Source organism: Geodermatophilus sp. SYSU D01036 (genome assembly GCF_054050435.1).
The window spans coordinates 239,333-266,046 of the sequence record NZ_JBJGZJ010000001.1; the positions used below are offsets into that span (position 1 = coordinate 239,333).

Genomic DNA, 26,714 nt, shown 5'->3' on the forward strand with positions numbered 1-26,714 from the left:
ATCCCGCTGGCCACCGGGCGGCTGCTGCGCGACGACGACGACCGTCCGGTGCCGATCACCGGCGTCGAGCTGGTCGTGCTCACCGAGGACGGCGCCGAGCACCGCATCCCGCTGGTGGCGCGGCACGGCGCGCCCGACCCGGTCCCCGGCCGGGCGCATCCCCTCCCCCGTGCGGGTGAGGCCTCCCCTCCCGTCCCTCCTCCGGGGCCCCCCGGCGGTCGATCTGACGGCGAGCGCTCCGCACCGGAGCGCGGCCAGCCGACCGAGACCGCCCGGGGGACCCCGCCGTGCCCGCACCACGCACGCCCGCTCCCGCGCGCACGGCCGCCCCGTCCCGCACCGCCGCCGCCCGCACCGCTCCCCGCCGCGCGCTCACCGCCCGCGAGGCCGAGGCGCTGCGCGCCCTGCTGGCCGCCCGCGCCGCCACCGGCGCCCCGGCTCCCCCGCGCCGCACCGGCACCGGCACCGGGACGAGGAAGAAGCGCCGGAAGCCGCCCGCCCGCCGCCGGCCCGCCGCCCGGACGCCGCGCGGGCGCGGTCCCTGGCGCACCCGGCTGCTGGTCGTCGGCCTGGCCACGCTGCTCGTGCCCGTCCTGACCGTCCTGCTCGCCCCGGCCACCTCCGCGCCCGGCTCGGCCACCGTCGCTCGCGACCCGGCGGGCCTGGCCCTGGCCGCCCGCAGCACCCTGCTGCAGGACTCCGACGCCTACCGCCGGCTGCAGGCCGAGGTCGCCACGCGGCAGGCGGAGCTGCAGGCCGCGGTCGAGGCCGAGCAGGCCGCCCGGGCCGCCGTCGCCGCCGAGCAGGTGACCGTCGGCTCGGCCGCGGCCGACCTCTATCGCGCCTCTGCGCAGACCCGCATGCCGGTCCTCGGCCTGTCCGCCGTGGCACCCGCGACCACCGGCGACGTCCTCTACCGCCAGGCGCTGGCCGACCGCGCCGCCCGGGAGCGGGAGACCGCCGTCGTCCGCGCCGAGCGCGCCGCGGCCGCCGCCCGGGCCGCGGCCGCCCGCGTGGCCGCCGCGCAGGACGCCGTCGACGCCGCCGCCGCGCAGGCCCGCACCGTGCTGGCCGGCGTCCGCGCGACCGTGGACGACCTCGGTCTCGACGTCTCCGCGCAGCTGGCCGCACTGGGCACCGTCCCCGCCGCCGGCACGCAGCAGGAGCGCAACACCGCCGCGCTGCGGCGCTGGCAGGCTCACCTCGCCGAGCTGGCGTCGGCGGGGATCGAGCCGCCGTCCGCGGCCGAGCTGGCCGACCCGGCGACGCTGCCCGACGGCTTCTCCCCCGCGCTGGACGCCGCCGGCCAGGCCGTGCCCGGCGTGGCGTGGGCCGTCGTCGGCAACCGGCCGGTGACCGTGCTGCCGGCGGAGACCGTCGCCGCGGTGAGCAGCGCGCTGTCCCAGCTGGGCCGGCCGTACGCCGCCGGCGCCACCGGCCCGGACGCCTTCGACTGCGGCGGGCTCACCGCCGCGGCGTGGCTGCTGGCCGGCTACGACCTGCCGGCCGGCGCCGCGGAGCAGTGGGCCGCGGCGGCCGTCGTGCCCGCCTCGCAGCTGCAGGTCGGCGACCTGGTCGTCTCCGACGGCGGCGCGGACGTCGGCGTCCACCTCGGCGACGGCGAGGTGCTCGGCGCCTCGGCGGCCACCTACCAGGTCGGCGTCCGCTCGATGCCCGGCGACGCCCGCGCCGTCCGGGTCACCCTGCCCGCGCCCGCGACGCCGAACGCGCCGCTGCCGCCGTCGGCGTCCGGCCGCGGGGCCTGCGGCGCTCCCCCGGCGCCGGCCGGGCCGGTGAGCCCCGCGTGGGGCGGCTGGTCCAACGGCCGGATCCCCGCCGAGGCGCTGTGCCCGGTCGCCCGGGGCCACGCCCTGCGCTGCGACGCCGCGGCCGGCTACGCCGCGCTGGGCCGGGCCTACGAGGCGGCGTTCGGCGGCCCGCTGTGCATCACCGACTCCTACCGGCCGATGGCCGCGCAGGTGGACGCGTTCCGCCGCAAGCCGGCGCTGGCCGCGGTGCCGGGGACGTCGAACCACGGCTGGGCGCTGGCGGTGGACCTGTGCGGCGGGGTGAACGTGGCCGGCACGCCGCAGTGGACGTGGATGACCGAGCACGCCGGACAGTTCGGCTTCGTCAACCCCGACTGGGCCCGCCCCGGCGCCGAGAAGCCCGAGCCCTGGCACTGGGAGTTCGGTCACCTGGCCTGAGGAAGGACCCCTCTGCCCCCCACCGCTGGCAGGCCCGCGGCGGGACCCTGCAGAGGGGCCGCCTCAGAGCCAGCGGAGGTCGGGCAGGGCGGCCCAGGGCAGGCGCACGCACGCCTCGCCGGTCAGGCCGGCCAGGCGGTCGGTCACGCCCGCGGAGGCGCACGCCAGCGGCCGCAGCGGCGTGACGACGACGTGCGGCTCGGCCACCCGCAGCCCGGCCTCGGCGATCCGCCCGAGCAGCCGCTCGGGATCGGCCAGCGCGGCCGTGGCCAGCATCGGCGCGCCGGGGTGCGACCACAGCGCCACCGGCCCCTCGACGCGGAGCACGCCCCCCGCCTCGGCGGCGCGGGCGGTGGCGGCGGTGCGGGTGCGGGCCACCGCGGCGGCGTCCGCGCGGTCCGACGGCGTCCACGCGACGGTGTGCTCCCCGCGTCGGACGACCACCCGCCAGCCGACGGCGGTGCACGCCGGGCCGGTCCAGTCGAGGACGGCGACGCCGGCGCCGGCGGCCGCGGCGTCGCTGACCGGGCGGGCGGCGACGAAGGCGGTGAGCGCGGCGGCGACGCCGTCGGCGGTCGGGGCCACCCCGGCGTCGGTCATGTCCTCGGCGAGGTCGTGCAGCGGCACCCGCACGCGGCGCTCGTCCTCGGCGAGGACCAGCACCGGCCCGCGGGCGGGGTCGGTGAGCACGGCGGCCCGCAGCCCGCCGGTGGCCAGGCCCGGCAGCACCGCGTCGGCGGCGGCGCGGACGTCGTCCAGGGCGACCGGCGCCGGGCGCAGCCGCTGCAGCAGACCCGACGCGGCGCGGCCGGGGCGCCCGGGCGTCACGGGCGGCGCCCGCCGAGGGTCGCGCGCAGGTCGCCCGGCAGCTCGGCCAGGGCCAGGACGCTGTCGAGCTCGGCGGCCGACAGCCGCACCGGCAGGACGTCCTCGGCCCAGCCGGTCACGCGGCGGACGCGGGCGGCGGGGCCGGGCCAGACGGCGTCGCGGGCGGCGGCCACGTGCAGCTCGGTGAGGACGTCGGCGAGGTGGACGGCGGCGACCGGGTGGACGCCGGGCCGCTCGACGGCGGCGCGCACGACGCCGGCCAGCAGTTCGCGGTCGGCACCGGAGAGCCAGTGCGGGAGCAGGACGACGGCGGGGTCGCCCGCAGGCAGCACGCTCACCGCACACCTCCACCCGTCGGCGTCTGCGGTCCCCCGGCGGCGGGGCAGCGGGGACTCGCGGTCACGTCCTCGATATCGGCAGGCCCGCGCCCGGATGGACCCGTCGGCGACGGACCCTTGTGTTCCGTTTACCGGGACGTCACTCGGACAACTCGGCGAGCCGGTCCTTGAGCGCCCGCTCGACGCGGTCGGCGTGCACGTTCATGTTGCGCACCGAGGTGCCGAGGTCGGCCGACACCTGGGTCTTGGTCTGCCCGCCCCAGGTGGTCAGGTACCAGGTGGCCCAGCCCAGGACGTTGGGCTGCGCGGCCCGCTGTCCGCGCGCGGCGGTCGGGTCGGGCGCGCAGGCCGCGGTCAGCGCGTGCGACAGCAGCGTCTGCTCCGCCTCGTCCATGATCTGATCGGGCGCCTCGCTGGAGTCCGGCAGGAGCACCTCGGCCGCGTCCGGGCCGCCGTCGAGGGACTGCAGGTTGCGCAGGCCGTTGAGGGTGGCGACCGTCTGCGAGTTGCGCCGCAGCGTGGCCACGCTCTGCCCCATGTAGGCCGCGAGCTCGCGCTCGGTGGGGCGCCGCTGGTGCTCGGCCTGGAAGGCGGCGATCGCCTTCTGCTGCCGGTTCTCGGTGTCGGCGGCGGTGCGGCCGTGGGCGTTGCGGCCCAGGTCGTGCACCCACTTGGACAGCTGGGTGGCGAGGAAGGCGCCGAACGGGACGCCCTTGGTCTCGTCGTACTGGCCGACCGCCTTGAGGATCCACTCGGCGACCTGCTGGCCGAGGTCGTCGGGGTCGGGCAGGTGCATCCGGATCGTGCTCATGTTGCGCTGCAGCCGCTTGAGGCTGACCGGCTGGTAGTGCCGGCACAGGTCCTCGAGGAAGGCCGGCGGCAGGTCCCGCGGCGCGCGGCGGCGGACGCCGGCCTCCGCGCGCAGGCCCACGGTGGCGACGTCGCGGGTCGCGCACCAGGCGCGGATCCAGTCGGCGAGCACCTGGCCCTGGCCGCACGGGCCGTCGACCCGGTAGAGCCCCTCGCCCTCGTCGTGGCTGACCGTGACGCCGTCGGGCAGGTCGGCGCGGAACACGGCCAGCGGCAGGTCGCGGTCGACGCGGAAGTGCACCCGGTCGCGGGCGGTGATCGGGACCCGCGCGAAGCCCTCGGCCTCGGGGATCCCGCCGAAGACGAGCGGCGCGCGGGCGCCGGCGTCGGCCGGCTGGTCGGCGGTGGGGACGGCGGACGGGGAGGTGCTGGTCACCGGGGACTCCTGGTCGATCGCGGGGAAGGCGTCGGCGAGGGGTGGGCTCTAGGCCGGGACGCGCTCGAGGGCGAGGGCGCCGTCCGGGGCCTCGAGCTCGGCGTCGTCGGCGCGGAGGAGGACCTCGGCGGCGGAGCGCTCGGCGGCGGAGGGCTCGGCGGCGTACACCGGCATGTGGTCGTACAGGACCGTGAACAGGTCGCTGACGAAGGCGTAGGCGGCCTGCGCCTGCGGCGAGAAGCGGGCGATGGCCTCGCGGGGGCCGAGCTCCACGCCGACGGTGACGCGGACGACGCGCTCGTCCTTGCCGAGCCCGGTGACCGAGAAGGCGACCGACGGGTGGGCGGTGGCCAGCGCGGTCAGCTCGGCCAGGCAGCGCCGGGTGGACCCGCGGCGCGGCCGCAGCTGGACGTGGACGACGACGGTCTCGTCGGCCTGCTGGGTCCCTGCCATCACGCTGTGCTGCATCTCCATCGCCCCCTGTGTCGTGCTCGGGGCAACTCTGGCGCATGAGCGGACGGTGACCGGCACACAACTCGCCGTGCACTGTGCAATCTCCGGGGCGACCTTCGTCAGGTCTTGCCCAGGACGGAGCCCTCCACGGTCCGGCGGGCCGTCGCATCGGCGATCTTCGCCGAACCGCCGGCCCGCCGTCCGTGGCGTGTCGTCAGCGCGCGGGCCGCTCCGGCGAGCCGGGCCGCTCCGGGGCGGCCGGGGCGGGGGCGCCGGCCGGCGGCGCGAAGGCGGCGAGCGCGCCGAGCGTGTCCGCGGTGACCTGCGCGGCGAGCAGGTTGGCCTCGGCGATCTGCCGGTAGACCTCCTCGCGGTGGATGGTCACCTCGCGCGGGGCCTTGAAGCCCAGCCGGACGGTGCCGCCGCGGACCTCCACGACGTGCACCTCGATGTCGTCGCCGATGCGGATGGTCTCGCCGACGCTGCGGGTCAGTGTGAGCACGGGTACCCCTCCATGGGTGTGTGACGGCCTCCTGGCACCCCGCCCGGCGGGGCGGGGGGTCGAGCGGCGGGACCGCTCCCCTCCTCTATCGGCGCAGGGGACGCCGGATCGGATGACGGCCGTCGGGGAGCACGACCTGGGTGGCCCGCCAGTTCGCCGGGTTGAGCACGACCGGGGCACGCAGGTTCGCCGTCGCCGCGGCCGGGCCCCCGGCCGGCACGGTGACCAGGCAGAACAGCGAGGCGTCGGCCGGGTCCGCGAGGTCCAGGTCGGCCAGCACCGGGGCCGGCAGCACGGGCGCGTAGTCCGGGAACCACCGGGCCGGGGGGACGGCCAGGAACCGCGGACCGTCGGCGTCCAGGGACTGCAGCCAGAACAGCAGCCCGTCCCCGTCGGCCGTGACGAGCACGTAGTCGCGGAAGTCGGGGAAGCCGGGCAACGGGGACACCATGCCCAGCAGCGGCAGGGTGACGACCGGGGCGAGGGTCACCGCAGGAAGTCCGCGAGCGAGGGCTGGACGACCTGGGCGGTCGCCTGCAGCGCCGCCTGGTAGCCGGTCTGCTGGAACTGCAGCTGCATGATCGTCTTCGGCAGGTCGACGTCCTCGACGGTGGCGAGCTGCTTCTGCAGCGCCAGCGACCGGTCGGAGTTGACCTGCGCGGCGTTGTCGATCCGGGCGGCGCGGGCACCGATCGTCGAGAGCGCGGTGAGCAGCCGGTCCGTCGCCGCGTCGAGGGCGGTGAGGTCGCCCTGCACCGGGGCCCCGGCCGCGACGTCGGTGGCGATCCTCCCCACGACGGCGAACAGGTCGTTCCCGGGCGGGCCGAACGCCTCGACGCCGGTGACGTCGATGCGGACCCGCTCGTCGTTGGAGATCCGCCGCGTGATCGGGACGACGCCGGTGCCGTCGGCGCTGCCCACGCCGACCCAGGTGCCGTCGGCCCGGTACGCCTGCTTCCCGCTGGTGACGCCGCCGAAGACCGGGCGCCCGTCGACGTTCTCGTTCGCCAGGCCGAGCAGGCTCTCCCGGAGCGCGGACACCTCGGTGGCGATCGCGGTGCGGCTGCTCTCCGTCATCGTGCCGTTGGTCGCCTGCACGGTGAGGTCCCGGACCCGGCGCACCTGCGCGATCACGGACGTCAGAGCCGTGTCGGTGATCTCCATCCAGCTCTGCGCGTCGGAGATGCCCCGCGCGTACTGCTCGGTGGCGGCCTGGTCCTTGCGGATCTGCAGGGACCGGTTGACGGCGGTCGGCGAGTCCGAGGGCCGGCTGACGACCTTGCCGGAGGTGAGCTGCTCCTGCAGCTTGCCCAGGTCGGCGAGGTTGCGGTTGAGGCCCTGCAGGGCGGTCTGCGCGACAGCCCGTTGCGTGATGCGCATCCCGCTCACCGGCCCACGACGCCGGTGCGGCTGATGAGGGTGTCCAGCGCCTCGTCGATCGCGCTGACCATGCGCGCGGCGGCGGCATAGGCGTGCTGGAAGGAGAGCATGTTGGTCATCTCCTCGTCGAGGTTGACGCCGGAGGTCGACTCGCGGGCGGCGTCGACCTGCGCGGACACCACGGACTGGACCTCGGCGTTGCGCGTGGCCACGGAGGACTCGACGCCCAGGGCCACCACCAGCCTGCGGTAGGCCGCGTCCAGGCCGGCGGTGTCGAGGCTGAGCCGGAAGAAGGCGTCCGCGTTGTCGCCGTCGGCCGACGGCGCGTTGCCGGCACCTGACGGCGGCGTCGTCGCCGCGGCGACCTGCTGCGGGGTGAGCGGGCGCAGGGTGAGGTTGGCGGCGGTGACCACGGTGCCGGACCCGCCGGTGTCGAACAGCGCCTGCCCGGGCGCCCCGGCGAGGTCGTACCCGCCGGTGTGCGCGGCGTTGAACGTCGTCGCGACCGAGCGGGCGAACTCGTCGAGCTGCGTGCGGTAGGCCGGGACCGTCTGCGTCAGGGCGGTGAGCTGGCCGGCCGCGGTGCCGCCCACGCGCAGCGTCGACCCGCCGGGGTGGGTCTCCAGCCGCGGCGCGTCGGCGCCGATCCCGTCGGCGTTGTCACTACCGGCCAGCCGGACGGCGGTCGCGGTGCTGCCCGCGACCAGGCTGGTGCCGCCGACGGTCACGTCGACGACGCCGTCGGCCCGCGGCACCGCAGTGGCGCCGATGCTCTGCGACAGCTGCATGACCAGCGCGTCGCGGCGGTCGGAGAGCTCGTTGACCGGCAGGCCGGAGAGGGTGGCCTGCCGGATCGCGCCGTTGAGCTCGGCGACCGAGGCGGCCGCGGTGTCCACGTCGGCGACGAGGGCCTGCAGGCCGTCGCGGGTCTGCTCCCACTGCTGGTCCAGCGCGGCCCGGGTGGTGCGGATGCCGTCGGCGAGGACGTCGAGCCGCTCGAGCACCTGGCTGCGCGCGGCGAGGGTGAGCGGGCTGTCGGCCAGGTCGGAGAAGCCGGCCCAGACGTCGGACAGCATGCTCTGCAGGCCGGTGTCGCCGGGCTCGCGGAACGCGTCCTCGATCTGCGAGAGCGCGTCGGCCTCCGCGGTGAGCCGGGCGCTCGAGGAGGTCTCGAGCTGGGCGCGGGCCTCGAGGAAGGCGTCGCGGACGCGGCGGACCCCGTCGGAGTCGACGCCGCCGTCCACGCCGGTGCTGACCGAGTGGATCGCGGGGACGGCGGTGCCGCCCATGGCGGTCTGGTCCACGCGCTGGCGGGAGTAGCCGGCGGTGTTGACGTTGGCGATGTTCTGGCCGGTGACGTCGAGGCCGCGCTGGGCGGCCCACAGCGCCGTCGACGCGGTGTTGAGGCCGGAGAAGGTGCTCACAGGGCCCCGTCCAGGGTGACCGCGCGGGAGGACCCGTGCTCGGAGCGGCCGGTGGCGCCGTAGGTGCCGGCCGTGGGGTGGCGGACCGAGAGCAGCGCGTCGCCGATCGCGGACAGGCCGCCCTCGATGAGCTCGCGGTTGGCGTCGGAGAGGCTGCGCAGGTCGGTGACGAGGACGAGCAGGGCCTCGTGGTGCTTGGCCAGCAGGTCGTTCCACGGCGCGGGGGCGGCCTCGGCCAGCTGGCGCAGCGACGGGTTGACCCCGGTGCCCAGCCGGACGGCGATCGCCTCGGTGGCGGCGGCCCGCTCGACCTCGAGGACGCGCAACTGGTCGAGGACGACCTCGATCTCGTGCGCGATCCGGGCCAGCCAGCGGGTCTTGCCGGACAGGATCAGGTACTGCTTCTCCTCTGCCTTGAACAGCAGCAGGTCGAGCAGCTCCTGCTCGCGCCACAGCAGCGTCGACAGGTGCTGGAAGTCCACGTCCGCCACCGCCTCCCTCGTCTCCCGGCGGGTGTCCCCGCCTTCGCGGACAGACGGTCGGCAGCGGGCAAGCGGCCCTCAAGCCGAGTTCCCAGGATTGGCAGGAGTTGTGCGTCCGGGACGGTGCGGTCCCTGCCGAGAGAGGGACCGTGCCAGCAGCCCGCTCCCCGGTGACCGACCGCGCGGTCCCCGCGCGCTCCGCTCCCCCGCAACCGTCGGACGCCGCGCGCCCCGAGGTCCTGCGCTCCGAGGTCCTGCGCTCCGAGGTGGAGGTCGAGGCGCTCGTCACCGAGCACCTCCCCCTGTGCTCGTTCGCGGTCAACGCGGTGGCGTCGCGCATCTCGCTGCCCGGCCACGTGAGCCGGGAGGACCTGCTGTCCTGCGCGAAGGTGGCGCTGGTCGAGGTGGCCCGCCGGTTCGACCCGGCGGCCGGCGCGACGTTCGCCACCTACGCCCTCCCCCGGCTGCAGGGCGCGGTCCTGGACGAGCTGCGCTCGGGCGACTGGGCCAGCCGCTCGGTCCGGGCCGCGGCCCGCCGCACGGACGCCGCGTCCGACGCGCTGACCATCCGGCTGGGCCGGCCGCCGACGCGCGAGGAGCTCGCCGAGGCCCTCGGCGTGCGCCGCGAGGACCTCGACGCGCTGCAGGTCGACGTCCACCGCGCCGTCATGGTGAGCATCGACGCCGAGACCGGCGCGGAGGGCGGCACGCTGGACCTGCCCGACCCCGGCGAGTCCCCCGAGCGGGCGGTGCTGCGCGGCGAGCGCGCCCGCTACCTGCAGGACGCCATCCGCGCGCTGCCCGACCGGCTCGACGAGGTCGTGGAGCGCAACTTCTTCGGCGGGGAGTCGCTCACCGACATCGCCGCCGACCTCGGCGTCACGCTCTCCCGCGTCTCGCAGATGCGCGCCCGCGCCCTGACCCTGCTGCACGCGGCGATGAGCGAGGTCTGGGAGGGCCGGGCGGTGCCCGCCGACGGCGGGGTCCGGGCGCGCAACCAGCAGCGGCTCTACGTCGAGCGCGTCGCCGGGCGGAGCTCCGCCGACCGCAACGCGCCGCCGATCCCCCGCCCCCGCACCGGGTGGCAGGCCGCGTACGGAGCCGCCCGACCCGCCTGAGGGAGAAGTTCGGCAGAAAACGGGGCGTTCGCCTCAAGGTCCGGGACGCCCCAGCCGTAACACCACCTGCAAGGCCCGCAGCACGGATGCAGCGGGAACCAGGAAGACCCGAGTCCAAGGAGGATCACCATGGGTCTGCGCGTCAACAACAACATCGCCGCGTTCAACGCCTACCGGAACCTGTCGGGCACCGACACGGCGATGGGCAAGTCGCTGGAGAAGCTCTCCAGCGGTCTGCGCATCAACCGGGCGGCCGACGACGCCGCCGGCCTGGCCATCTCCGAGGGCCTCCGCTCGCAGATCGGGGGCCTCAAGGTCGGCGCCCGCAACGCCCAGGACGGCATCTCCGTCGCCCAGACCGCGGAAGGTGCGCTCACCGAGGTCCACTCCATGCTGCAGCGCATGAACGACCTGGCCGTGCAGTACAACAGCGGCACGCACGTCGCCGGCGGCGACTCGCAGGCCGCGCTGCAGGCGGAGTTCGACGCCCTGAGCACGGAGATCACCCGCATCAAGGACAACACCAAGTTCAACGGCGTCGAGCTGTTCAACGACACCGCCAAGGTGTTCCAGGTCGGCTACGCCAACACCGACACCATCGAGATCTCCGCCACCGCGAGCGCGGACTTCACGGCCGGTACGGCGATGGCTGCCATCGACATCACCAACAGCGACACCCTGCAGGACGCGATCGACGAGGTCTCGGCCCAGCGTGCGGAGCTCGGTGCGATCCAGAACCGGTTCGAGCACACGCTCAACAACGTGAACGTCGCCATCGAGAACCTGTCCGCGTCGGAGAGCCGCATCCGCGACACCGACATGGCCCAGGAGATGGTGTCCTTCACCCGCTCGCAGATCCTGTCGCAGGCCGGCACCGCGATGCTGGCGCAGGCGAACCAGAGCTCGCAGGGCGTCCTGCAGCTGCTCCGCTGACGCGGGGCCCGAGCGCCTGACCAGCCAGCACACAGCACCACCCGGTGAGGGGGGAGGCCCAGGCCTCCCCCCTCACTGCACACCGGGAGCAGGTCACACCCGCCCCACCCGTCCCTCCCCCGCGATCCCTGGAGAGCGCAGCGATGGTGAGCCTGAGCGTCGACGGCCTGATCTCGGGCCTGGACACCACGAGCCTGATCACCCAGCTCGTCGCCGCCGAGGGCGCCACGCAGACCGCGCTCAAGACCCGGCTGACCCAGACGCAGAGGGCCGCCGACGCCTACCGCTCGATCAACACGAAGGTCGACGCTCTCCGCTCGGCCGCCGAGGAGCTCGGCAAGACCGGCACGTGGATCGCCGCCAAGGCGACCAGCTCGAGCACCGCCGTCGCCGTCGCCGTCACCGGCACGCCGCAGACCGGCTCGATCTCCTTCACCGTCGACTCCGTCGCCGCCACACACGCCGTCGTCGGCACCACCGTCCAGCAACCGGCCACCACGGGCGGGGCCTACTCCAGCCTCACGGTGCGCACGGCCGACGGCACCGACGTCCTCCTCGATGACCTCGGCACCGGGTCGCTGAACGACACCGCGACCGCCATCAACGAGAGCGGCCTCGGACTGAACGCGACGGTCCTGCAGGTCAAGCCGGGTGAGTACGCGCTCCAGATCAGCGCCAAGACCACCGGGGAAGCCGGCCGGTTCTCCCTCGACGGCGACTTCAGGACCCTGCGCGAGGGCACTGACGCCCGGATCACCGTCGGCGATGCCGACCCGCCGCTGATCATCACCTCCAGCACCAACACCTTCACCGGCGTCATCCCCGGCGGCACCCTCACGGTCAGCGCGAGGAGCGCCACCCAGGTCACCGTCGACGTCACGGCCGACCCCGACGCCGTCGCCGCCAAGGTGCAGGCCTTCGTCGACGCCGCGAACGCCGCGCTCGACGAGATCTCGAAGCAGTCCGCCAACGGCACCGGCTCCACCGCCACGCTGCGCGGCGACAGCAGCCTGCGCCGGCTCACCGACCAGATCCTCGGGGCGGTGTCCGAAGCCGTCGCGGGGTCCCGTTCCGCCGGCTCGGCCGGCGTCGAGCTCACCCGTACCGGGAAGGTGGAGTTCACGAAGGAGACCTTCCTGAGCGAGCTGCAGGCCGAGCCGGAGCAGGTGCGGACGCGGTTCGCCGGGACCGCCGCGGCCGACGGTGCCGACGGCGTGGGCACCCGCATGCGGGTGCTGGCCGCGCGGGTGACCGACAAGACCACCGGCGCACTGACCCTCCTGGCGGAGGGCCGCGACAGGCTCGCCGACGACCTGCAGGAGCGCATCGACGACTGGGACCTGCGCCTGGCCGCCCGCAAGGAGGCCCTCACCAGGCAGTTCACCGCCATGGAGACCGCGCTGAGCTCGCTCAAGTCGCAGTCGACCTGGCTCGCCGGCCAGTTGGCCGGCCTGGCCTGACCCGATCTCTCCTGATCCCCGCTCCCCCGTCCCCGATCCAGGAGCTCCCCCGATGACCGCCGCCTCCCTCCGCTCCCGCTACCTCGGCGACGCCGTGAGCACCGCCTCGCCGCAGCAGGTGCTGGTGATGCTCTACGACCGCCTCGCCCTGGACCTCGAGCGCGCCCGGACCGCGCTGGCCGAGGACCGGCGCGCCGACGCGCGCGAGCAGGTCCGCCACGCCCAGGACATCGTCTTCGAGCTGCTCGGCAGCCTTCGGGTCGACGCCTGGGAGGGCGGCCCCCGCCTCGCCGCTCTCTACAACTGGCTGATCGCCGAGCTGAACCAGGCGATGGTCAAGCAGGACGCCAACCGGGTGAGGTCCTGCCTGCAGGTCGTCGAGCCGCTGCGGGACGCCTGGCGCCAGGCGGCCGCGAGCCTCGCGGCGGGCACCGCATGACCTCGGCGCGCTCCGCGGACGAGCAGCGCCGCGCGGAGTGGGCCAGCGTCCTCGAGGAGATGGAGGTCGAGGTCCTCGACGCGGAGCGGGCCATCCGCGGCAACCGCGCCGAGGAGATCGCCGCCTGGGGCCGGCGCATGGAGGACTGGACCCCGCCCAGCGTGCTCGGCCCGGTGCCGACGGACCTGCGCGAGCGGGCCGCCCGGCTGCTGCAGCACCAGCTCGCCGTCGCCGAGGAGCTCGTCGAGCGGATCACCCAGTCCCAGCGCCAGCGCGACGTCGCCGCCCGGATGGCCTACCGGCCCCGCCCGGTGGCCGCCTTCATCGACAGGGCCCTCTGACACCGACTGGCACAACCCCACAACGCACCGGCCCGGCCGGGTCCGCCTCGCGGCGGGCCCGGCCGTCGTCGTCCTCGGCCGCGGACCGCCTCCCGCGGGCGGGAGACGGCTCGGGAGGCGGCAGGGGCCCCGGCAGTGCGCACCCGGCCCGTCCTCTCCATCCGTCACACCCGTCACGCGAGTCACGGAACGTGGTCAAGGTGTGACGGACCGCTGCCGAGAACGGTCCTGCACGGACAGCACCACTCTCGCCACGGATCGGCGGCCCCGCCCCTGCGCTCGCGCGCCGGGGTCCCCCGACGTACCCGGAGGCCAGTCGTGTCCTGCCGTCCTGCCCGCCGGCGGTCCACCCGATGACGATCAGCGACGTCACGATGACGACGCTGCACGCGGCGCTGAGCGGTCTGGCCCAGCGGCAGCGCGTGACCGCGGACAACATCGCCAACGTCCAGACCCCGGGCTTCCTCGCCGGCCGGACCGACTTCGAGTCCTCGCTGCGCACCGAGCTGCGCCAGGGCAGGACGCCGACGGTCTCCGGCGGCTCCGTCGCGCGCTCGTTCGAGCCCACCCGCGAGGACGGCAACAACGTCAACCTCGACAGCGAGACGGTCATCGCCACCGAGACCGGCCTGCGCTACCAGTTCGCGCTCACCGCGCTCGACGGCAAGTACAGCGGTCTGCGCACGGCCCTGAGGACGTCCTGACGTGTTCGACAGCCTCGACATCTCCGGGTCCGGACTGTCCGTCCACCGCCGCTGGATGGACGCCGTCTCGGACAACATCTCCAACATCAACACGGTCAGCTCGACCGACGGCGAGGCGTTCCGGGAGCGCATGGTCGTCGCGCAGGCCGTGGACTACGGCTCCGGGGAGGGCGGCGTCCGCATCGCCCGCGCCGAGTTCGGCAGCGGCGAGGGCCGGCTCGTGCACGAGCCCGACCACCCGCTGGCCGACGCCGAGGGCTACGTCCGGTACCCGGACATCGACCTCGGCGACCAGATGACCCAGCTGATCATGGCCCAGCGCGGCTACCAGGCGAACCTGGCGTCCCTGGACCGGGCGACCACCGCCTACCAGGCCGCCCTCCAGCTCGGGAAGGGCTGACCGTGAGCTCCCCCATCGACGGCATCTCGCTGCCCGGCATCCCGGCGATCGGCGCCCTCGGCGGCGCGGCCGGCACGACGGCCGCGGCCCCGGCGGCCTCCACCTCGGGCGAGGGCTTCGCCGCCGCGCTGACCGGCGCGCTCGACCGGCTCGGCAGCATGCAGGAGGCCAAGGACGCCCTCGCCGTCCAGGGCGCCACCGGCGACCTGCGTGACGTGCACGACTACATGATCGCCGCCCAGGAGGCCTCCGTGGCCACCGAGATGGTCGTGACCCTCAAGAACAAGGCGGTCGAGGCCTTCACCGAGATCATGAGGATGCCCGTCTGATGCCTGCCGCACTCGCCGGTCCCCTGGCGAAGATCAAGGGCACGCTCGCCACCATCAGCCTCGGCCAGAAGGTCGTGATCGGCCTGCTGGTGGCCGGGCTCGCTCTGGGCGGCTTCTTCTTCTACCGCTGGATCACGACGCCGACCATGGCGCCGCTGTTCTCCAACCTGGCCTCGACCGACGCCTCGGCGATCGTCGACGAGCTCAACGCCTCCGGCGTCACCTACGAGCTCGCCGACGGCGGCGGCACGATCCTGGTGCCCAACGAGCAGGTCTACGACCTGCGGCTGCAGATGAGCGGCAAGGGCCTGCCGGCCGGCTCGGACACCGGGTACGCGCTGCTCGACGAGCAGGGCATCACCACCAGCGAGTTCCAGCAGCAGGTGCAGTACCAGCGCGCCATCGAGGGCGAGCTGGCCAACACGCTCGAGGCGCTCGACGGCGTGCAGACCGCCGTGGTCCACGTCGCGCTGCCCGAGGACGAGGTGTTCGCCTCCGACGAGGGTGAGCCGACCGCCTCGGTGCTCCTGGACCTGGAGCCCGGCACCGAGCTCGCCGGCGAGCAGATCCAGTCGATCACCAACCTGGTGTCCTCCAGCGTCGAGGGCATGGACCCCGACCAGGTCACCGTCTCCGACTCGACCGGCCAGCTGCTGTCGGCCGCCGGCCAGGGCGTGAGCGCCGCCTCCGGCGACGCCCGCTCGCAGATGGAGACCGACTACGAGAGCCGCCTGGCCTCCAACGCCCAGGCGATCCTCGACACCGTCCTCGGCCCGGGCAACGCCCGCGTCGCCGTGCGCGCCGACCTGGACATGTCGCAGAGCGACAGCACCGCGACCACCTACGGCTACACCGAGGGCACCCCGCCGGTCTCCGAGCAGCGCTCGACCGAGCAGTACACCGGCGACGGCACCGCCGTCGGCGGCGTCCTCGGCCCGGAGAACACCGCCGACGCCGCCAACGGCACCGGCGGCGGGAACTCCACCTACTCGACCGAGTCCACGACGGCGAACAACTCCGTGGACCAGACGGTCACCAACACCGTCACCGCGCCCGGGGAGGTCAACCGGCTCACCGTCGCCGTCGTCCTCAACGACACGGTGGCCGGCAACCTCAACCAGACCCAGGTGCAGGACCTCATCGGCAACGCCGTCGGCCTGGACACGGCGCGCGGCGACGACATCAGCGTCGCCTCGCTGGCCTTCGACACCACCGCCGCCGACGCCGCCGCCGCGGAGATGACCGCGGCCCGCGAGGCCGAGCAGCAGGCGCAGGTGTGGGCGCTGGTGAAGAACGGCGGCATCGCGCTCGGCATCGCGCTGCTGGTCCTCGTCGTGTGGCTGCGCTCGCGCCGCCGCGGCGACGACGAGGAGGACGAGGACGACGAGCCGCTGGAGCTCGACGAGGGCCTGATCGCCGAGCTCGAGCGGCTGCGGGTGTCCAGCTCGCGGGACGACACCGCCGTCCTGGACAACCGGGCGCTGGAACTGGAGGCCGCGGAGCGGCAGCGGGTGCGGGGGGAGATCGCCACGATGGTCAGCGAACGTCCGGACGAGGTGGCGCAGATGCTGCGCGGCTGGCTGAGTGACGTGAAATGACGCTCGCCAGTGTCGAGCAGCTGGTGGGCGCGGGCGGGACCAACCTGCCCGCGCTGCCGCCGGCTCCCCCGCGCCCCGAGATGCCCGGCCTGCGCAAGGCCGCCGTCTTCCTCGCCCAGATGAGCAAGGAGGAGGCCGGGCTGCTGCTGTCCAAGCTGCGCCCGCGCGAGGTCGAGGCCCTCACCCGCGAGATCATGAAGCTCGGCTCGGTCGAGCCCGAGGACGTCGACGGCGTGCTCACCGAGTTCTCGCAGATGATGGCCGCGCAGCGGTACGTGGGCCGCGGCGGCGTCGACTTCGCCCGCGAGATCCTGGCCGCCGGCCTCGGCGAGGACAAGGCCGAGGGCATCCTCGCCCGGCTCAACGTCGTCTACACCGAGGTGCCGTTCGCCTCGCTGCGCAACGCCGACGTCCGCCAGCTGGTCACCTTCCTCAAGGACGAGCACCCGCAGGTCATCGCCCTGGTGCTGGCCCACCTGTCGGCCGCGCAGTCGGCCGAGGTGCTCTCGGGCTTCTCCCCCGAGCAGCAGGCCGAGGTCGCCCACCGGATCGCCACGATGGACCGCACCTCGCCGGAGATGGTCCGGCTGGTGGAGGAGGAGCTCGGCCGCCGCATGGGGTCGCTGCTCGCCCACCAGGACATGTCCACCGTGGGCGGCGTCGAGACCCTCGTGGAGATCATCAACCGCTCGCCGCGGCCGACCGAGCGCTCGATCCTCGAGTGGCTGGACACCTCCGACCCGGAGCTGGCCGAGCAGGTGCGCGCACAGATGTTCGTCTTCGAGGACATCACGACGATCGACGACCGGTCGATGCAGCTGGTGCTGCGCGAGGTGGAGGCCAACGACCTGGCCACCGCGCTCAAGGGCGTGCGCCCCGACGTCCGCGACAAGGTGGTCCGGAACCTCTCCGAGCGCGCCGCCGAGAACCTCGCCGAGGAGATCGAGCTGCTCGGCCCGGTCCGCGCCCGCACGGTCGAGGAGGCGCAGGGCAAGATCGTCGCGGTCATCCGCACGCTCGAGGAGCAGGGCGTCCTGACCATCTCGCGGGGTGGGGACGATGAGTTCGTCGCCTGACGGGTCCCGTCCGACGGCGCGGGAGTCGGTGCTGCTGCGTGGGGCCTCGGCCAGCGCGGCGGCGCCCTACCGGCAGGTGGCGGGGACGACGGTGCCCGAGCCGCGTACGGCGCCGCAGACGGTGACCCACCCGCCGACCCGGCAGCTGACCCGGCCGGTGACCCTCCCGCCGCCCCAGTCGCCGGACGCGATGCTGACCCGGCCGCTGACGAGGCCGGTCGTGGACGGCGCGCCCGACGTGGTCGAGCGGCGGTCCACGGTCCGCCGCGCCGGCGACGTCCCGGTGCCCAACGGCCGGGGCGTGCGGCGGCTCGGTGACGTGTACGCCGAGGAGCTGGCCCGGCTGCGCGAGTTCGCCCGCGCCGAGGGCCACAGCGCCGGCTACGCCGAGGGCCTGGCCGAGGCCGGCCGGGTCGTCGCGGAGGCCGAGGCCGGGGCCGCCGCCCGGCTGGCCGACGCGCAGGCCCGCTGGGAGCGCCGGATGGCGTCGGCGACCGCGGCGCTCGGCGCCGCCGTCGCCGCCCTCGACGCCGCCGCGGCGCCCACCGCCGAGGACGTCCGCGACACGCTGGTCGACGGCGTCCTGACGCTCGTCGAGGACCTGCTCGGCCGCGAGCTGTCGGCCTCGACCACCGCCGGCGTGGACGCGATCCGCCGCGCGCTGACCCTGCTGCCCGCCGACGCGCCCGCCGTCGTCCGGCTGCACCCCGACGACCTCGCCGAGGTCCCGCCGGCCGCCCTCGCCGCGCTGCCGCCGTCGGTCACCGTCGTCGGCGACGACGCCGTCGAGCGGGCCGGCGCGGTCGCCGAGTGCGGCCCCCGCCGGGTCGACGCCCAGCTGTCGACGGCGCTGGCGCGGGTGCGGACGGTGCTGTCTCCGTGAGCACCACGCGCACGCTGATCGAGCGCGCCCGCCTGGCCGCCCGCCCGCAGCTCACCGGCTCGGTGGTCGGCGCCATGGGGCTCACCCTCACCGTCGAGGGCGTCGCCGCCGCCGTCGGGGACCTCGTCGAGGTCGGCCCCGGCCCGCGCGGGCTCGTGGCCGAGGTGGTCGCCGTCTCCCGCGACCGGCTCACCTGCATGCCGCTGGGCGAGCTCGGCGGCGTGCACGCCGGCGCGCCGGTCCGGAACACCGGCATGCCGCTGCAGGTGCCCGTCGGCGAGGCGCTGCTCGGCCGGGTGCTCGACGGCCTGGGCCGCCCGGTCGACGGGCACGGCCCGCTCGGCCCCGGCGTCGACTGGGTCGACCTCGCCAGCGAGACCCCGCACGCGCTGTCCCGGCGCCGGGTGGAGGAGCCGCTGCCGGTCGGCGTCCGCGCGCTGGACACCCTCGTGCCGGTCGGCAAGGGCCAGCGGCTGGGCATCTTCGCCGGCTCCGGCGTCGGCAAGTCCACGCTGCTCGCGCAGATCACCCGCGGCACGCAGGCCGACGTCCGGGTCATCGGGCTGATCGGCGAGCGCGGCCGCGAGGTGAAGGAGTTCCTGGAGGAGAACCTCGGGCCCGAGGGCATGGCGCGCACGGTCGTCGTCGTCGCCACCTCCGACGAGCCGCCGCTGGTGCGGCTCAAGGCCGCGTTCGTGGCCACCCGCATCGCCGAGGGCTTCCGCGACCAGGGCCGCGACGTGCTGCTGCTCATGGACTCGATCACCCGCACCGCGATGGCCCAGCGCGAGGTCGGCCTGTCCGCCGGCGAGCCCCCGGCCACCCGCGGCTACCCGCCGAGCGTCTTCGCGATGATGCCGCGGCTGCTGGAGAAGGCGGGCCCGGGCGCGACCGGCTCGATCACCGGCCTCTACACCGTGCTCGTCGAGGGCGACGACCACAACGAGCCGATCGCCGACACCGCCCGCTCGATCCTCGACGGGCACGTCGTGCTCGCCCGGAGGCTGGCCACCACCGGCCACTTCCCCGCCGTCGACGTCCTGGAGTCGATCTCCCGGGTCGCCGGCGCGGTCACCGCGCCCGCGCGGATGGCCGACGCCCGCGAGATGCGCCGGCTCATGGGCGCGCTGCGCGACGTCAGGGAACTGGTGGAGATCGGCGCCTACCAGGCCGGCAGCGACCCGCTCGTCGACCGCGCCCGCGCGCTGTCGCCCGCCATCGACGCCTTCCTGCGCCAGCCGCTGGAGGACTCGACCTCCCCCGACGACGCCTGGGCGATGCTGCACCGGCTCGTGACGGCCGGCTGACGTGGCCCGGCCGGCCGCCTTCCGCCTCGAGCCGGTGCTGCGGGTCCGCCGCGCCGCCGAGCAGGCCGCCGAGCGGGCCGCCGCCGAGGCGGCCGCCGCGGCCCGCGAGGCGGAGCGCCGCGCCGAGGCGCAGGCCGCCGCGCTGGCCGCCCGGGTGCCGCCCGCGTCCGCGCCGGCGCACGTCTTCGTCGCCGCGATGGTCGCATCGGCCGCCGCGGCTGCCGATGTGACAGCTGCACGGGCGACGGCGCAGGCCTCGGCCGAGCAGGCCGGGCTGCTGCGCGCGCGGTGGACCGCCGCCGCCCAGCAGACCAAGGCGCTGGAGAAGCTGCGCGAGCGGCACCTCCTCGCGCTGCGGACCGCCGAGCTCGGCGCCGAGGAGCGCGCGGTCGACGACCTGGTCACCGCCCGGCACGCCGGGACCGGACCCGAGGGAGAGGAGGACCCGTGGAGGGACTGACCGCGGTGCACGGCCGCATCGCCGCGATCCAGAACCGGATCCTCACCCTCGCCTCGGCGTCGGCCACCTCGACGTCGGCCGCCTGGGCCGGCGCGGCGGCCGCCGCCGGGCTCACCGGCACCGCGGGCACGACGGCGACCGGCACGACGGCGACCGGCACGACGGCGGCCGCCGGCAGCGGCCTGGAGGGGCAGGCGGTCGCCGCGGCGCAGCGCTACCTCGGCGTGCCCTACGCCTGGGGCGGCACCGACCCGTCGGTGGGCCTGGACTGCTCCGGGCTGGTCCAGCGGGTCTTCGCCGACCTGGGCATCGACCTGCCCCGCACCAGCTCCCAGCAGGCCACCGCGGGCGCACCGGTCGCGAGCCTGGCCGAGGCCCGCCCCGGCGACCTCGTGTTCTTCGACAACTCCCCGTCCCGCCCGGGCATCGACCACGTCGGCATCTACGTCGGCGACGGGAAGATGATCGCCGCGCCGCAGGAGGGCGACGTCGTCCGCGTGCAGGACGTCGGCAGCCCGACCGTCATCCGCCGGGTGCTGCCCGCCTCCGCCGCCGCGTCGGCGGCGGTGGCCTCCCCCGGCGCCGGCCTCGCGGGCGTCCCGTACGCCGACCTGTTCACCGCCGCCGGCGCCCGGCACGGCGTCGACCCGGCGCTGCTCGCCGCGGTGGCGGAGGTCGAGTCCGGCTTCGACTCCGCCGCCGTCTCGTCGGCGGGCGCCACCGGCCTCATGCAGTTCATGCCGGCCACCGCCCGCGGCCTCGGCGTCGACGCCACCGACCCGGCGTCGTCGATCGACGGCGCCGCCCGCTACCTGCGCCAGCTCACCGACCGGTTCGGGTCGACCGACCTGGCGCTGGCCGCCTACAACGCCGGTCCCGGCACGGTGGCCCGCCACGGCGGCGTCCCGCCGTACGCCGAGACCCGGTCCTACGTCCGCAAGGTCACCAGCGCCGCGGAGGCCTACTCGTGACAGCTCCCGTCCTGACCGCCGCCGCGGCCGCGCCGGCCCCGGCCTCCCCGGCCGGCGGGTCCGACCCCGGCTCGGCCGCCGGCTTCGCGTCCGCCCTCGACGACGCCCTCGACGACCCGATCGCCGGACGCCCGGGCGCCGACCGCGGCGTCGGCCGCGACGGCGACCGGCCCGGCCGCGCCGTGGGCCGCGACGGCGACCCCGGCCGCCCCGGGACCGCCGACGCCGCCGCCGACGCGGGACCGGCCGACGGGCGGCCCGCGGGCGATCCCCACGTCCCGCCGGGCGCGCTGCCGGCCGGCTGGGCGCTGGCCCTCGCCCTCGGCACCGCCGTCCCCGGCGCCGGCACGACTCCTCCCGGCGGCACCGGCCCCGCCGCCCCCGGCGCGGCCGCCGCGCACGGCGCCGTCCCCGCCGTCCCCGCCGGGACCGTCGCGGTGCCGGGCGTCGCCGCCGGCCTCCCCCAGGCCGCCGCGGCGCCGGTCCCCGCCGACGCCGGTGTGCCGGCCGGTGCGGGCACCCCACCCGCCGCCCTGCCCGGCGCCGCCGCCCCGGCCCCCGCGACCCCTCCGCCCGCGGCCCCGGGCGCGGCGGCGCTGCCCGCCGGGCTCGTCGTCGTCGCCGCGGACCCGCAGCCGGCGCCGGTCCCGTCGGCCGCCGCTCCCGCCGAGGCGCCCGTCGCCCCGGCCGCCGCACCGGTCCCCGCCGTGCCCGCGGACCCGGGCACCCAGGAGCGCGACCCGGGGACCTCCGGCGGGGCCCTGCCGTCGGCGGTCCCCGCACCCACCCCGGCACCGGCCCCCGCCGCGGCGACCCCGGCCCCGGCCCGGCCCGACGTGCCGCAGCCGCCGGTGGCCGCCCAGGTCGCCCCCACCGTCGCCACGCTGGCCGCGGGGCCCGACGGCACGCACACCATGACGCTGGTGCTCACCCCCGAGACGCTCGGCCCGGTCGAGGTCCGGGTGACCGTCCAGCACGGCACGGTCGAGCTGAGCCTGCGCGGGGCCTCCGACGCCGGCCGCGCCGCCCTCCTCGACGCCCTGCCCGACCTGCGCCGCGACCTGGAGGCCGCGGGCCTGACCTGCTCACGGCTGCAGGTGGACCGCGACCCGGCCGGCTCCGGCTCGTCGCAGGCGCAGGGCGGCTGGCAGCAGGCCCAGCAGCAGGGCGAGCACGGCCGCGGGTCCGCCCAGGGGCGCGGCCCCGCCGACGACCGCGGCCGGCCGTGGCTGCGCACCCCCGACCCCGACGGGAGCCGCCCGGCTGCCGCCGCCGACCACCCCGCGTCGAGCGTCCTCGACGTCCGGGCCTGAGAGGAGCCGACGATGACCGAGCCCGTGGGCGGCGTGGGCGGCAGCCCGGCCACGTACACGGCCACCACCGCGGTGGACCGCAGCGACCAGATGGGCAAGGACACGTTCCTGCAGCTGCTGGTGGCGCAGATGCGGTACCAGGACCCGAACAGCCCGACGAGCACGACCGAGTTCATGTCGCAGACGGCGACGTTCACCCAGGTCGAGAAGCTCGAGGAGATCGCCGCGCAGAACGCCGAGCTGCTGGCCCTGCAGCGCTCGCTGTCGGCCGGCGCGCTGGTCGGCCACGGCGTCAGCTGGACCGCCGAGGACGGCACCACCCGGACCGGGACGGTGTCCTCGGTCCGCTTCGGCGGGGACGGGCCGACCGCCGTCGTCGGGGGCACCGAGGTGCCCCTCGGCCGCCTCAGCGAGATCTCCCTCCCCGCCTAGAGAAGGACCCCCTCGCCCCCCACCGCTCGCAAGCTCGCGGCGGGCCCCTACGAGGGGGCCGCCGACCCCTCCTGAGAGGACCTCCCCGTGCTCCGCTCCATGTTCTCGGCCATCTCCGGCCTGCGCGCCCACCAGACCAAGCTCGACGTGACCGGCAACAACATCGCCAACGTCAACACCGTCGGCTTCAAGAGCAGCCAGACCGTCTTCGAGGACACCCTGTCCCAGGTGATCCGCAACGGCTCCTCGCCGACCGCCGAGACCGGTGGCACCAACCCGGCGCAGGTCGGCCTCGGCGTCCGGGTCGCCGGCGTCACCACCAACTTCGGCCAGGGCTCCACCCAGAACACCGGCCGCGCCACCGACTTCATGATCAGCGGCGACGGCTTCTTCGTGACCCGCGCCGGCAACGAGAACCTGTTCACCCGCGCCGGGTCCTTCGACTACGACGGCGCCGGCAACCTGGTCACCCCCGACGGCGCGCAGCTGCAGGGCTGGATGGCCGGCACGGACGGCACCGTGGACGCCAACGGCCCGATCGGCCCGCTGTCCATCCCGTTCGGCCAGGTCATGTCCCCGACCGCGACGACGACGGGCGCGCTGGCCGGCAACCTGTCGACGGCGTCCGTGGCTGCGGACCCGCTGGCCAGCCCGCCGGTCGCGGCCACCCAGGTGCAGACGCAGATCACCGCCTACGACTCGATCGGCACCGCGCACCAGATCGCGCTGACGTTCACCAAGACCGGCCCCAACACCTGGTCGGTGGCCGCCGGCGAGAACGGCACCGCGATCGGCGCCGCGCAGACGCTCACCTTCGACCCCTCCACCGGCCGGCCCTCCGGTGGCAGCACCTTCACCCTCGGCGTCACCGGCGCCAACTGGCCGGGCACCATCCCGCTCGACCTCACCGGGGTGACCGAGTTCGGCGGCAAGACCGCGCTGACCCCGAGCGGCGTCGACGGCAACGCCATGGGCACGCTGCAGTCGATCTCGCTGAGCAACGACGGCACGATCATGGGCGTCTACTCGAACAGCCTGCGCGAGCCGATCGGCAAGCTGGCGCTGGCCACCTTCGCCAACCCCGGCGGCCTGTCCAAGGCCGGCAACTCCAGCTACCGGGTGGGCGACAACTCCGGCCAGGCCGTCATCGGGGAGGCCGGCACCGGCGGCCGCGGCTCGCTGACCGCCGGCGCGCTGGAGATGTCCAACGTCGACCTCGCCGAGGAGTTCACCGGCCTGATCGTCGCCCAGCGCGGCTTCCAGGCGAACAGCCGCGTGATCACCAGCTCCGACGAGATCCTGCAGGACCTGGTCAACCTCAAGCGCTGACGGCGCGTCCGGCCGAGCCCGCGGCCCGGCACCCGATTTCCCCGGGGTGCCGGGCCGCGTCGCGTCGTCCCCCGGTCGCCTCCCGGTGCGCGTGTGACGTGCGGGAACGCGGTGCCCGGCTCACCCCCGGGGGTGGTGCGGCGGGCCGCATTCGGCTCAAGCAGGCCCCGCGCGGGACCGATGGTCCCTGTAGCCGGCGCCGCGCCGTCGCGGCCCCTCCCCCTTCCCGAACGAGCCAGAGGACCCACCCGTGATCCGAGTGACGCGCCTGAACGGGGAGCACTTCGCGCTCAACCCCGACCTGATCGAGCGGGTCGAGGGCCACCCCGACACCGTCGTCTTCCTCGTCGACGGCACCAGGTACGTCGTCAGCGAGGACGTCGACGCGGTGCTCGACGAGATCCGCGAGTACCGGGCCAGCATCCTCGCGACCGCCTACGCCATGGACCGCGGCAGCTACCGCGCCGGCACGTGCACCCCGGCGAGCGACCCGGCCGGCGACACCCGCCGCGCGTCGGTCGTCCCCTTCCCGGCCCGCGAGGAGCGCTGACCCGTGGACCCGTCGACCCTGATCGGCTTCGTCGTCTCGCTCGTCGCGCTCCTGGTCTTCATGGTCCTGGAGGGCGCCGACCCGACGTCGCTGCTCTTCCTCCCGGCCATCGTGCTGGTCATCGTCGCCACCTTCGGCGCGGCGATGTCCGGCCAGACGATGGCCGACCTCAAGAAGATGGGCGGCTGGTTCAAGGCCGGGCTCATGCCGGCCAAGGTCCCGGCGGCCTCCGAGCAGATCCAGACCCTGGTCAGCCTCGCCGAGAAGGCCCGCAAGGAGGGCCTTCTCGCGCTGGAGGCCCAGGTCAAGCAGATCCAGGACCCGTTCCTCAAGCGCGGCCTGCAGATGGGCATCGACGGCACCGACCCCGAGGAGCTGCGCGCGGTGCTCGAGAGCGAGATCGCCGCCAAGAAGGCCGAGGACAAGGTCGCCGCCAAGTTCATGACGACGATGGGCGGCTACGCCCCGACCATCGGCATCGTCGGCTGCATCGTCGGCCTGATGAACGTCATGGGCAGCCTCAGCAACCCCGCGGCGCTCGGCCCGATGATCGCCTCCGCGTTCGTCGCCACCCTGTGGGGCGTCATGGCGGCCAACTTCTGGTTCCTGCCCATGGGCGCCAAGATCCTGCGGGTCAGCGAGCTGCAGGCGGCGCAGATGGAGCTGCTGGTCGAGGGCATCGCCGAGATCCAGGCCGGCACCAGCCCGCGCGCCGTCCGGCTCAAGCTCAGCGCCCTGATCCCGCCGAGCGAGGCCGCCAGGGAGGCGGCGTGACCGCCGCCCGGGCCCGCGCGTGAGCGCCGGCGGCCACGGCGGCAAGCGCCGGGTGAAGAAGCACGAGGAGGAGGAGCACGAGAACCACGAGCGGTGGCTGGTGTCCTACGCGGACATGATGACGCTGCTCCTGGTGCTCTTCGTGGTCCTGTTCGCGATGAGCCAGGTGGACAAGGAGAAGTTCGCCGCGCTGGCCAGCGGCCTGTCGGAGGCGTTCGGCGCCCCGGTGAGCGCGCTGAGCAGCGCCGGCACCAACTCCGACGCGTCGGTGCTCGACTCCCTCGACGCCGCCGTCGACGTGCAGATCCCGCCGGCCCCGGCCGCGGAGTCCGACGTCGACGCGGCGGCCGCCCGGGCCGCCGCCCAGGAGGCCGCGAACGTCGCGGCCGAGGCGCGCGCCGAGTACGACCAGCTCGCCGCGGCGCGCGACGCCATCGACGCCGCCCTCGCGGCGGCCGGGCACGCCGGGACCGCGCGGTACGAGATCGACGAGCGCGGCCTGACCGTGCACATCGTGTCCGACCCGGTGCTCTTCGGCCCGGAGGAGGCCACGCTGCAGCCGCAGGGCCGCACCATCCTCGACGCCGTTGCCCCCACCCTGGCCGCGCTGCCCAACGACCTCGCGATCGAGGGGCACGCCAACTCGCTGCCGGTGACCCCGGGCGGGCCGTGGCCCTCCAACTGGGAGCTGTCGGCCTACCGGGCCACCACGGTGGTGCGCTACCTCGCCGCCGCCGGCGTCCCGCAGGACCGGATGTCCGGGACCGGCTACTCCGACACCCGCCCGGTGGTGCCGGCGAGCGACCCGAACGCCCTGTCCCTCAACCGCCGCGTCGACGTCGTCGTGCTGTCCGACGCCTCCGCCGAGGCCCGGGAACTGCTGCCCGGCCTCGACGCCCCCGCACAGGCCGCGCCCGCCCCGGCCGCCGCCCCTGCCCAGGAAGGCACCCACGAGTGAGCACCAAGAGCAAGGCCAAGGAGAAGGACGCCGCCGAGGACGCGGAGGCCGAGGGCGGCGGGAAGAAGAAGCTGCTCGCCGTCGTCGCCGTCCTGCTGGTCGCCCTCGGCGCCGCGGCGTACTTCTTCCTGTTCGCCGGCGGCGAGGCCGCGGCCGAGGAGCCCGAGCACGGCGGCTACACCGCGCTGGAGCCCATCGCGGTCAACCTGGCCGGCGGCGGCTACCTCAAGATCGGCATCACCCTGGAGTACACCGCGGCCGCCGCCTCCGGCGGGCACGGCAGCGGCGGCGTCGACGGCTCGAAGGCCCTCGACATCCTCATCTCCACCTACTCCCAGGCCCAGCCGGCCGACGTGACCGGCGCCCGCGAGGCGCTCAAGGAGTCCCTGGAGCACCAGATCGTCGAGGCCTACACCGAGGACGGCGTCCCGATGGTCATGCACGTCTACCTCACGGAGTACGTCACCCAGTGACGCAGT

The 26,714-nt window shown here is 75.6% G+C and carries 31 protein-coding genes; 22 read left to right on the top strand and 9 right to left on the bottom strand.

Going from position 1 to position 26,714, the window contains the following annotated elements:
- Window positions 1–287: 287 nt before the first annotated feature.
- Window positions 288–2,207: an NlpC/P60 family protein gene (locus ACI8AR_RS01315; protein WP_457049365.1), complete on the top strand. Its 1,920-nt coding sequence runs from the start codon at window positions 288–290 to the stop codon at window positions 2,205–2,207.
- Window positions 2,208–2,270: 63 nt separating this feature from the next.
- On the opposite strand, the gene ACI8AR_RS01320 is transcribed toward ACI8AR_RS01315, so the two are convergent.
- The 9 genes from ACI8AR_RS01320 to ACI8AR_RS01360 form a co-directional block, all read right to left on the bottom strand.
- Window positions 2,271–3,035: a hypothetical protein gene (locus tag ACI8AR_RS01320; protein WP_457049366.1), complete on the bottom strand. Its 765-nt coding sequence runs from the start codon at window positions 3,033–3,035 to the stop codon at window positions 2,271–2,273.
- Window positions 3,032–3,373 carry a hypothetical protein gene (locus ACI8AR_RS01325; protein ID WP_457049367.1) on the bottom strand — a complete coding sequence of 114 codons (342 nt, stop codon included), beginning with the start codon at window positions 3,371–3,373 and terminating at the stop codon, window positions 3,032–3,034. The genes ACI8AR_RS01320 and ACI8AR_RS01325 overlap by 4 nt, the downstream gene beginning before the upstream one ends.
- Window positions 3,374–3,512: 139 nt before the next feature.
- Window positions 3,513–4,619, bottom strand: coding sequence for a flagellar biosynthesis protein FliA (locus ACI8AR_RS01330; RefSeq protein WP_457049368.1), 1,107 nt, complete (start codon window positions 4,617–4,619; stop codon window positions 3,513–3,515).
- Between the two features lie 48 nt (window positions 4,620–4,667).
- Complete coding sequence (locus ACI8AR_RS01335) at window positions 4,668–5,093, bottom strand: hypothetical protein (RefSeq protein ID WP_457049369.1); 426 nt, start codon at window positions 5,091–5,093, stop codon at window positions 4,668–4,670.
- A 193-nt stretch (window positions 5,094–5,286) separates the two neighbouring features.
- Entirely contained in the window at window positions 5,287–5,574 is a 288-nt protein-coding gene (gene csrA / locus ACI8AR_RS01340) for a carbon storage regulator CsrA (protein WP_457049370.1), read from the bottom strand.
- Between the two features lie 85 nt (window positions 5,575–5,659).
- Complete coding sequence (locus ACI8AR_RS01345) at window positions 5,660–6,064, bottom strand: flagellar assembly protein FliW (RefSeq protein WP_457049371.1); 405 nt, start codon at window positions 6,062–6,064, stop codon at window positions 5,660–5,662.
- A complete protein-coding gene (gene flgL / locus ACI8AR_RS01350; protein WP_457049560.1) occupies window positions 6,061–6,954 on the bottom strand; it encodes a flagellar hook-associated protein FlgL in 894 nt (297 codons plus the stop codon). The genes ACI8AR_RS01345 and flgL overlap by 4 nt, the downstream gene beginning before the upstream one ends.
- 5 nt (window positions 6,955–6,959) lie before the next feature.
- On the bottom strand, window positions 6,960–8,378 hold the full coding sequence (flgK, locus tag ACI8AR_RS01355; protein WP_457049372.1) for a flagellar hook-associated protein FlgK: 1,419 nt from the start codon (window positions 8,376–8,378) through the stop codon (window positions 6,960–6,962).
- Window positions 8,375–8,869 carry a flagellar protein FlgN gene (locus ACI8AR_RS01360; protein WP_456936949.1) on the bottom strand — a complete coding sequence of 165 codons (495 nt, stop codon included), beginning with the start codon at window positions 8,867–8,869 and terminating at the stop codon, window positions 8,375–8,377. The genes flgK and ACI8AR_RS01360 overlap by 4 nt, the downstream gene beginning before the upstream one ends.
- Before the next feature lie 161 nt (window positions 8,870–9,030).
- Between ACI8AR_RS01360 and ACI8AR_RS01365 the strand changes: the two genes are divergently transcribed.
- The 21 genes from ACI8AR_RS01365 to ACI8AR_RS01465 all read left to right on the top strand — a co-directional run bounded on the left by ACI8AR_RS01365 (window position 9,031) and on the right by ACI8AR_RS01465 (window position 26,708).
- The gene (locus tag ACI8AR_RS01365) at window positions 9,031–9,978 is read left to right on the top strand and encodes a sigma-70 family RNA polymerase sigma factor (RefSeq protein ID WP_457049373.1); all 948 of its coding nucleotides are present in this window, start codon (window positions 9,031–9,033) and stop codon (window positions 9,976–9,978) included.
- A gap of 129 nt (window positions 9,979–10,107) precedes the next feature.
- Window positions 10,108–10,911, top strand: a complete 804-nt coding sequence (locus ACI8AR_RS01370; RefSeq protein ID WP_457049374.1) for a flagellin N-terminal helical domain-containing protein — start codon at window positions 10,108–10,110, stop codon at window positions 10,909–10,911.
- Between the two features lie 143 nt (window positions 10,912–11,054).
- A complete protein-coding gene (gene fliD / locus ACI8AR_RS01375) occupies window positions 11,055–12,371 on the top strand; it encodes a flagellar filament capping protein FliD (RefSeq protein WP_457049375.1) in 1,317 nt (438 codons plus the stop codon).
- A gap of 52 nt (window positions 12,372–12,423) precedes the next feature.
- A complete protein-coding gene (fliS, locus tag ACI8AR_RS01380; protein ID WP_457049376.1) occupies window positions 12,424–12,810 on the top strand; it encodes a flagellar export chaperone FliS in 387 nt (128 codons plus the stop codon).
- Window positions 12,807–13,151, top strand: a complete 345-nt coding sequence (locus tag ACI8AR_RS01385; RefSeq protein ID WP_457049377.1) for a hypothetical protein — start codon at window positions 12,807–12,809, stop codon at window positions 13,149–13,151. Before fliS ends, ACI8AR_RS01385 begins: the two co-directional genes overlap by 4 nt.
- Window positions 13,152–13,504: 353 nt before the next feature.
- Window positions 13,505–13,855 carry a flagellar basal body rod protein FlgB gene (flgB, locus tag ACI8AR_RS01390; RefSeq protein WP_457049378.1) on the top strand — a complete coding sequence of 117 codons (351 nt, stop codon included), beginning with the start codon at window positions 13,505–13,507 and terminating at the stop codon, window positions 13,853–13,855.
- 1 nt (window position 13,856) lies between these two features.
- On the top strand, window positions 13,857–14,255 hold the full coding sequence (locus ACI8AR_RS01395; protein ID WP_456936943.1) for a flagellar basal body rod protein FlgC: 399 nt from the start codon (window positions 13,857–13,859) through the stop codon (window positions 14,253–14,255).
- A gap of 2 nt (window positions 14,256–14,257) precedes the next feature.
- Window positions 14,258–14,584 carry a flagellar hook-basal body complex protein FliE gene (gene fliE, locus ACI8AR_RS01400; RefSeq protein WP_457049379.1) on the top strand — a complete coding sequence of 109 codons (327 nt, stop codon included), beginning with the start codon at window positions 14,258–14,260 and terminating at the stop codon, window positions 14,582–14,584.
- Window positions 14,584–16,182, top strand: coding sequence for a flagellar basal-body MS-ring/collar protein FliF (fliF, locus tag ACI8AR_RS01405; RefSeq protein WP_457049380.1), 1,599 nt, complete (start codon window positions 14,584–14,586; stop codon window positions 16,180–16,182). The genes fliE and fliF overlap by 1 nt, the downstream gene beginning before the upstream one ends.
- Window positions 16,179–17,258: a flagellar motor switch protein FliG gene (fliG, locus tag ACI8AR_RS01410; RefSeq protein ID WP_456936940.1), complete on the top strand. Its 1,080-nt coding sequence runs from the start codon at window positions 16,179–16,181 to the stop codon at window positions 17,256–17,258. The genes fliF and fliG overlap by 4 nt, the downstream gene beginning before the upstream one ends.
- Window positions 17,242–18,141 carry a FliH/SctL family protein gene (locus ACI8AR_RS01415; protein ID WP_457049381.1) on the top strand — a complete coding sequence of 300 codons (900 nt, stop codon included), beginning with the start codon at window positions 17,242–17,244 and terminating at the stop codon, window positions 18,139–18,141. Before fliG ends, ACI8AR_RS01415 begins: the two co-directional genes overlap by 17 nt.
- On the top strand, window positions 18,138–19,448 hold the full coding sequence (locus ACI8AR_RS01420; RefSeq protein WP_457049382.1) for a FliI/YscN family ATPase: 1,311 nt from the start codon (window positions 18,138–18,140) through the stop codon (window positions 19,446–19,448). Before ACI8AR_RS01415 ends, ACI8AR_RS01420 begins: the two co-directional genes overlap by 4 nt.
- Window position 19,449: 1 nt before the next feature.
- Entirely contained in the window at window positions 19,450–19,908 is a 459-nt protein-coding gene (locus ACI8AR_RS01425) for a flagellar export protein FliJ (RefSeq protein ID WP_457049383.1), read from the top strand.
- Entirely contained in the window at window positions 19,896–20,879 is a 984-nt protein-coding gene (locus tag ACI8AR_RS01430) for a transglycosylase SLT domain-containing protein (protein ID WP_457049384.1), read from the top strand. The genes ACI8AR_RS01425 and ACI8AR_RS01430 overlap by 13 nt, the downstream gene beginning before the upstream one ends.
- On the top strand, window positions 20,876–22,192 hold the full coding sequence (locus tag ACI8AR_RS01435) for a flagellar hook-length control protein FliK (RefSeq protein ID WP_457049385.1): 1,317 nt from the start codon (window positions 20,876–20,878) through the stop codon (window positions 22,190–22,192). Before ACI8AR_RS01430 ends, ACI8AR_RS01435 begins: the two co-directional genes overlap by 4 nt.
- Window positions 22,193–22,204: 12 nt before the next feature.
- Entirely contained in the window at window positions 22,205–22,624 is a 420-nt protein-coding gene (locus tag ACI8AR_RS01440) for a flagellar hook assembly protein FlgD (RefSeq protein WP_457049386.1), read from the top strand.
- Between the two features lie 87 nt (window positions 22,625–22,711).
- Window positions 22,712–23,953 (top strand): flagellar hook protein FlgE, encoded by a 1,242-nt coding sequence (locus ACI8AR_RS01445; RefSeq protein WP_457049387.1) that lies wholly within the window; start codon window positions 22,712–22,714, stop codon window positions 23,951–23,953.
- 250 nt (window positions 23,954–24,203) lie between these two features.
- Window positions 24,204–24,503 carry a flagellar FlbD family protein gene (locus tag ACI8AR_RS01450; protein WP_457049388.1) on the top strand — a complete coding sequence of 100 codons (300 nt, stop codon included), beginning with the start codon at window positions 24,204–24,206 and terminating at the stop codon, window positions 24,501–24,503.
- 3 nt (window positions 24,504–24,506) lie between these two features.
- Window positions 24,507–25,277 carry a motility protein A gene (locus tag ACI8AR_RS01455; RefSeq protein WP_457049389.1) on the top strand — a complete coding sequence of 257 codons (771 nt, stop codon included), beginning with the start codon at window positions 24,507–24,509 and terminating at the stop codon, window positions 25,275–25,277.
- 19 nt (window positions 25,278–25,296) lie between these two features.
- On the top strand, window positions 25,297–26,235 hold the full coding sequence (locus ACI8AR_RS01460; RefSeq protein ID WP_457049390.1) for a flagellar motor protein MotB: 939 nt from the start codon (window positions 25,297–25,299) through the stop codon (window positions 26,233–26,235).
- Window positions 26,232–26,708: a flagellar basal body-associated FliL family protein gene (locus ACI8AR_RS01465; protein WP_457049391.1), complete on the top strand. Its 477-nt coding sequence runs from the start codon at window positions 26,232–26,234 to the stop codon at window positions 26,706–26,708. Before ACI8AR_RS01460 ends, ACI8AR_RS01465 begins: the two co-directional genes overlap by 4 nt.
- Window positions 26,709–26,714: the final 6 nt, after the last annotated feature.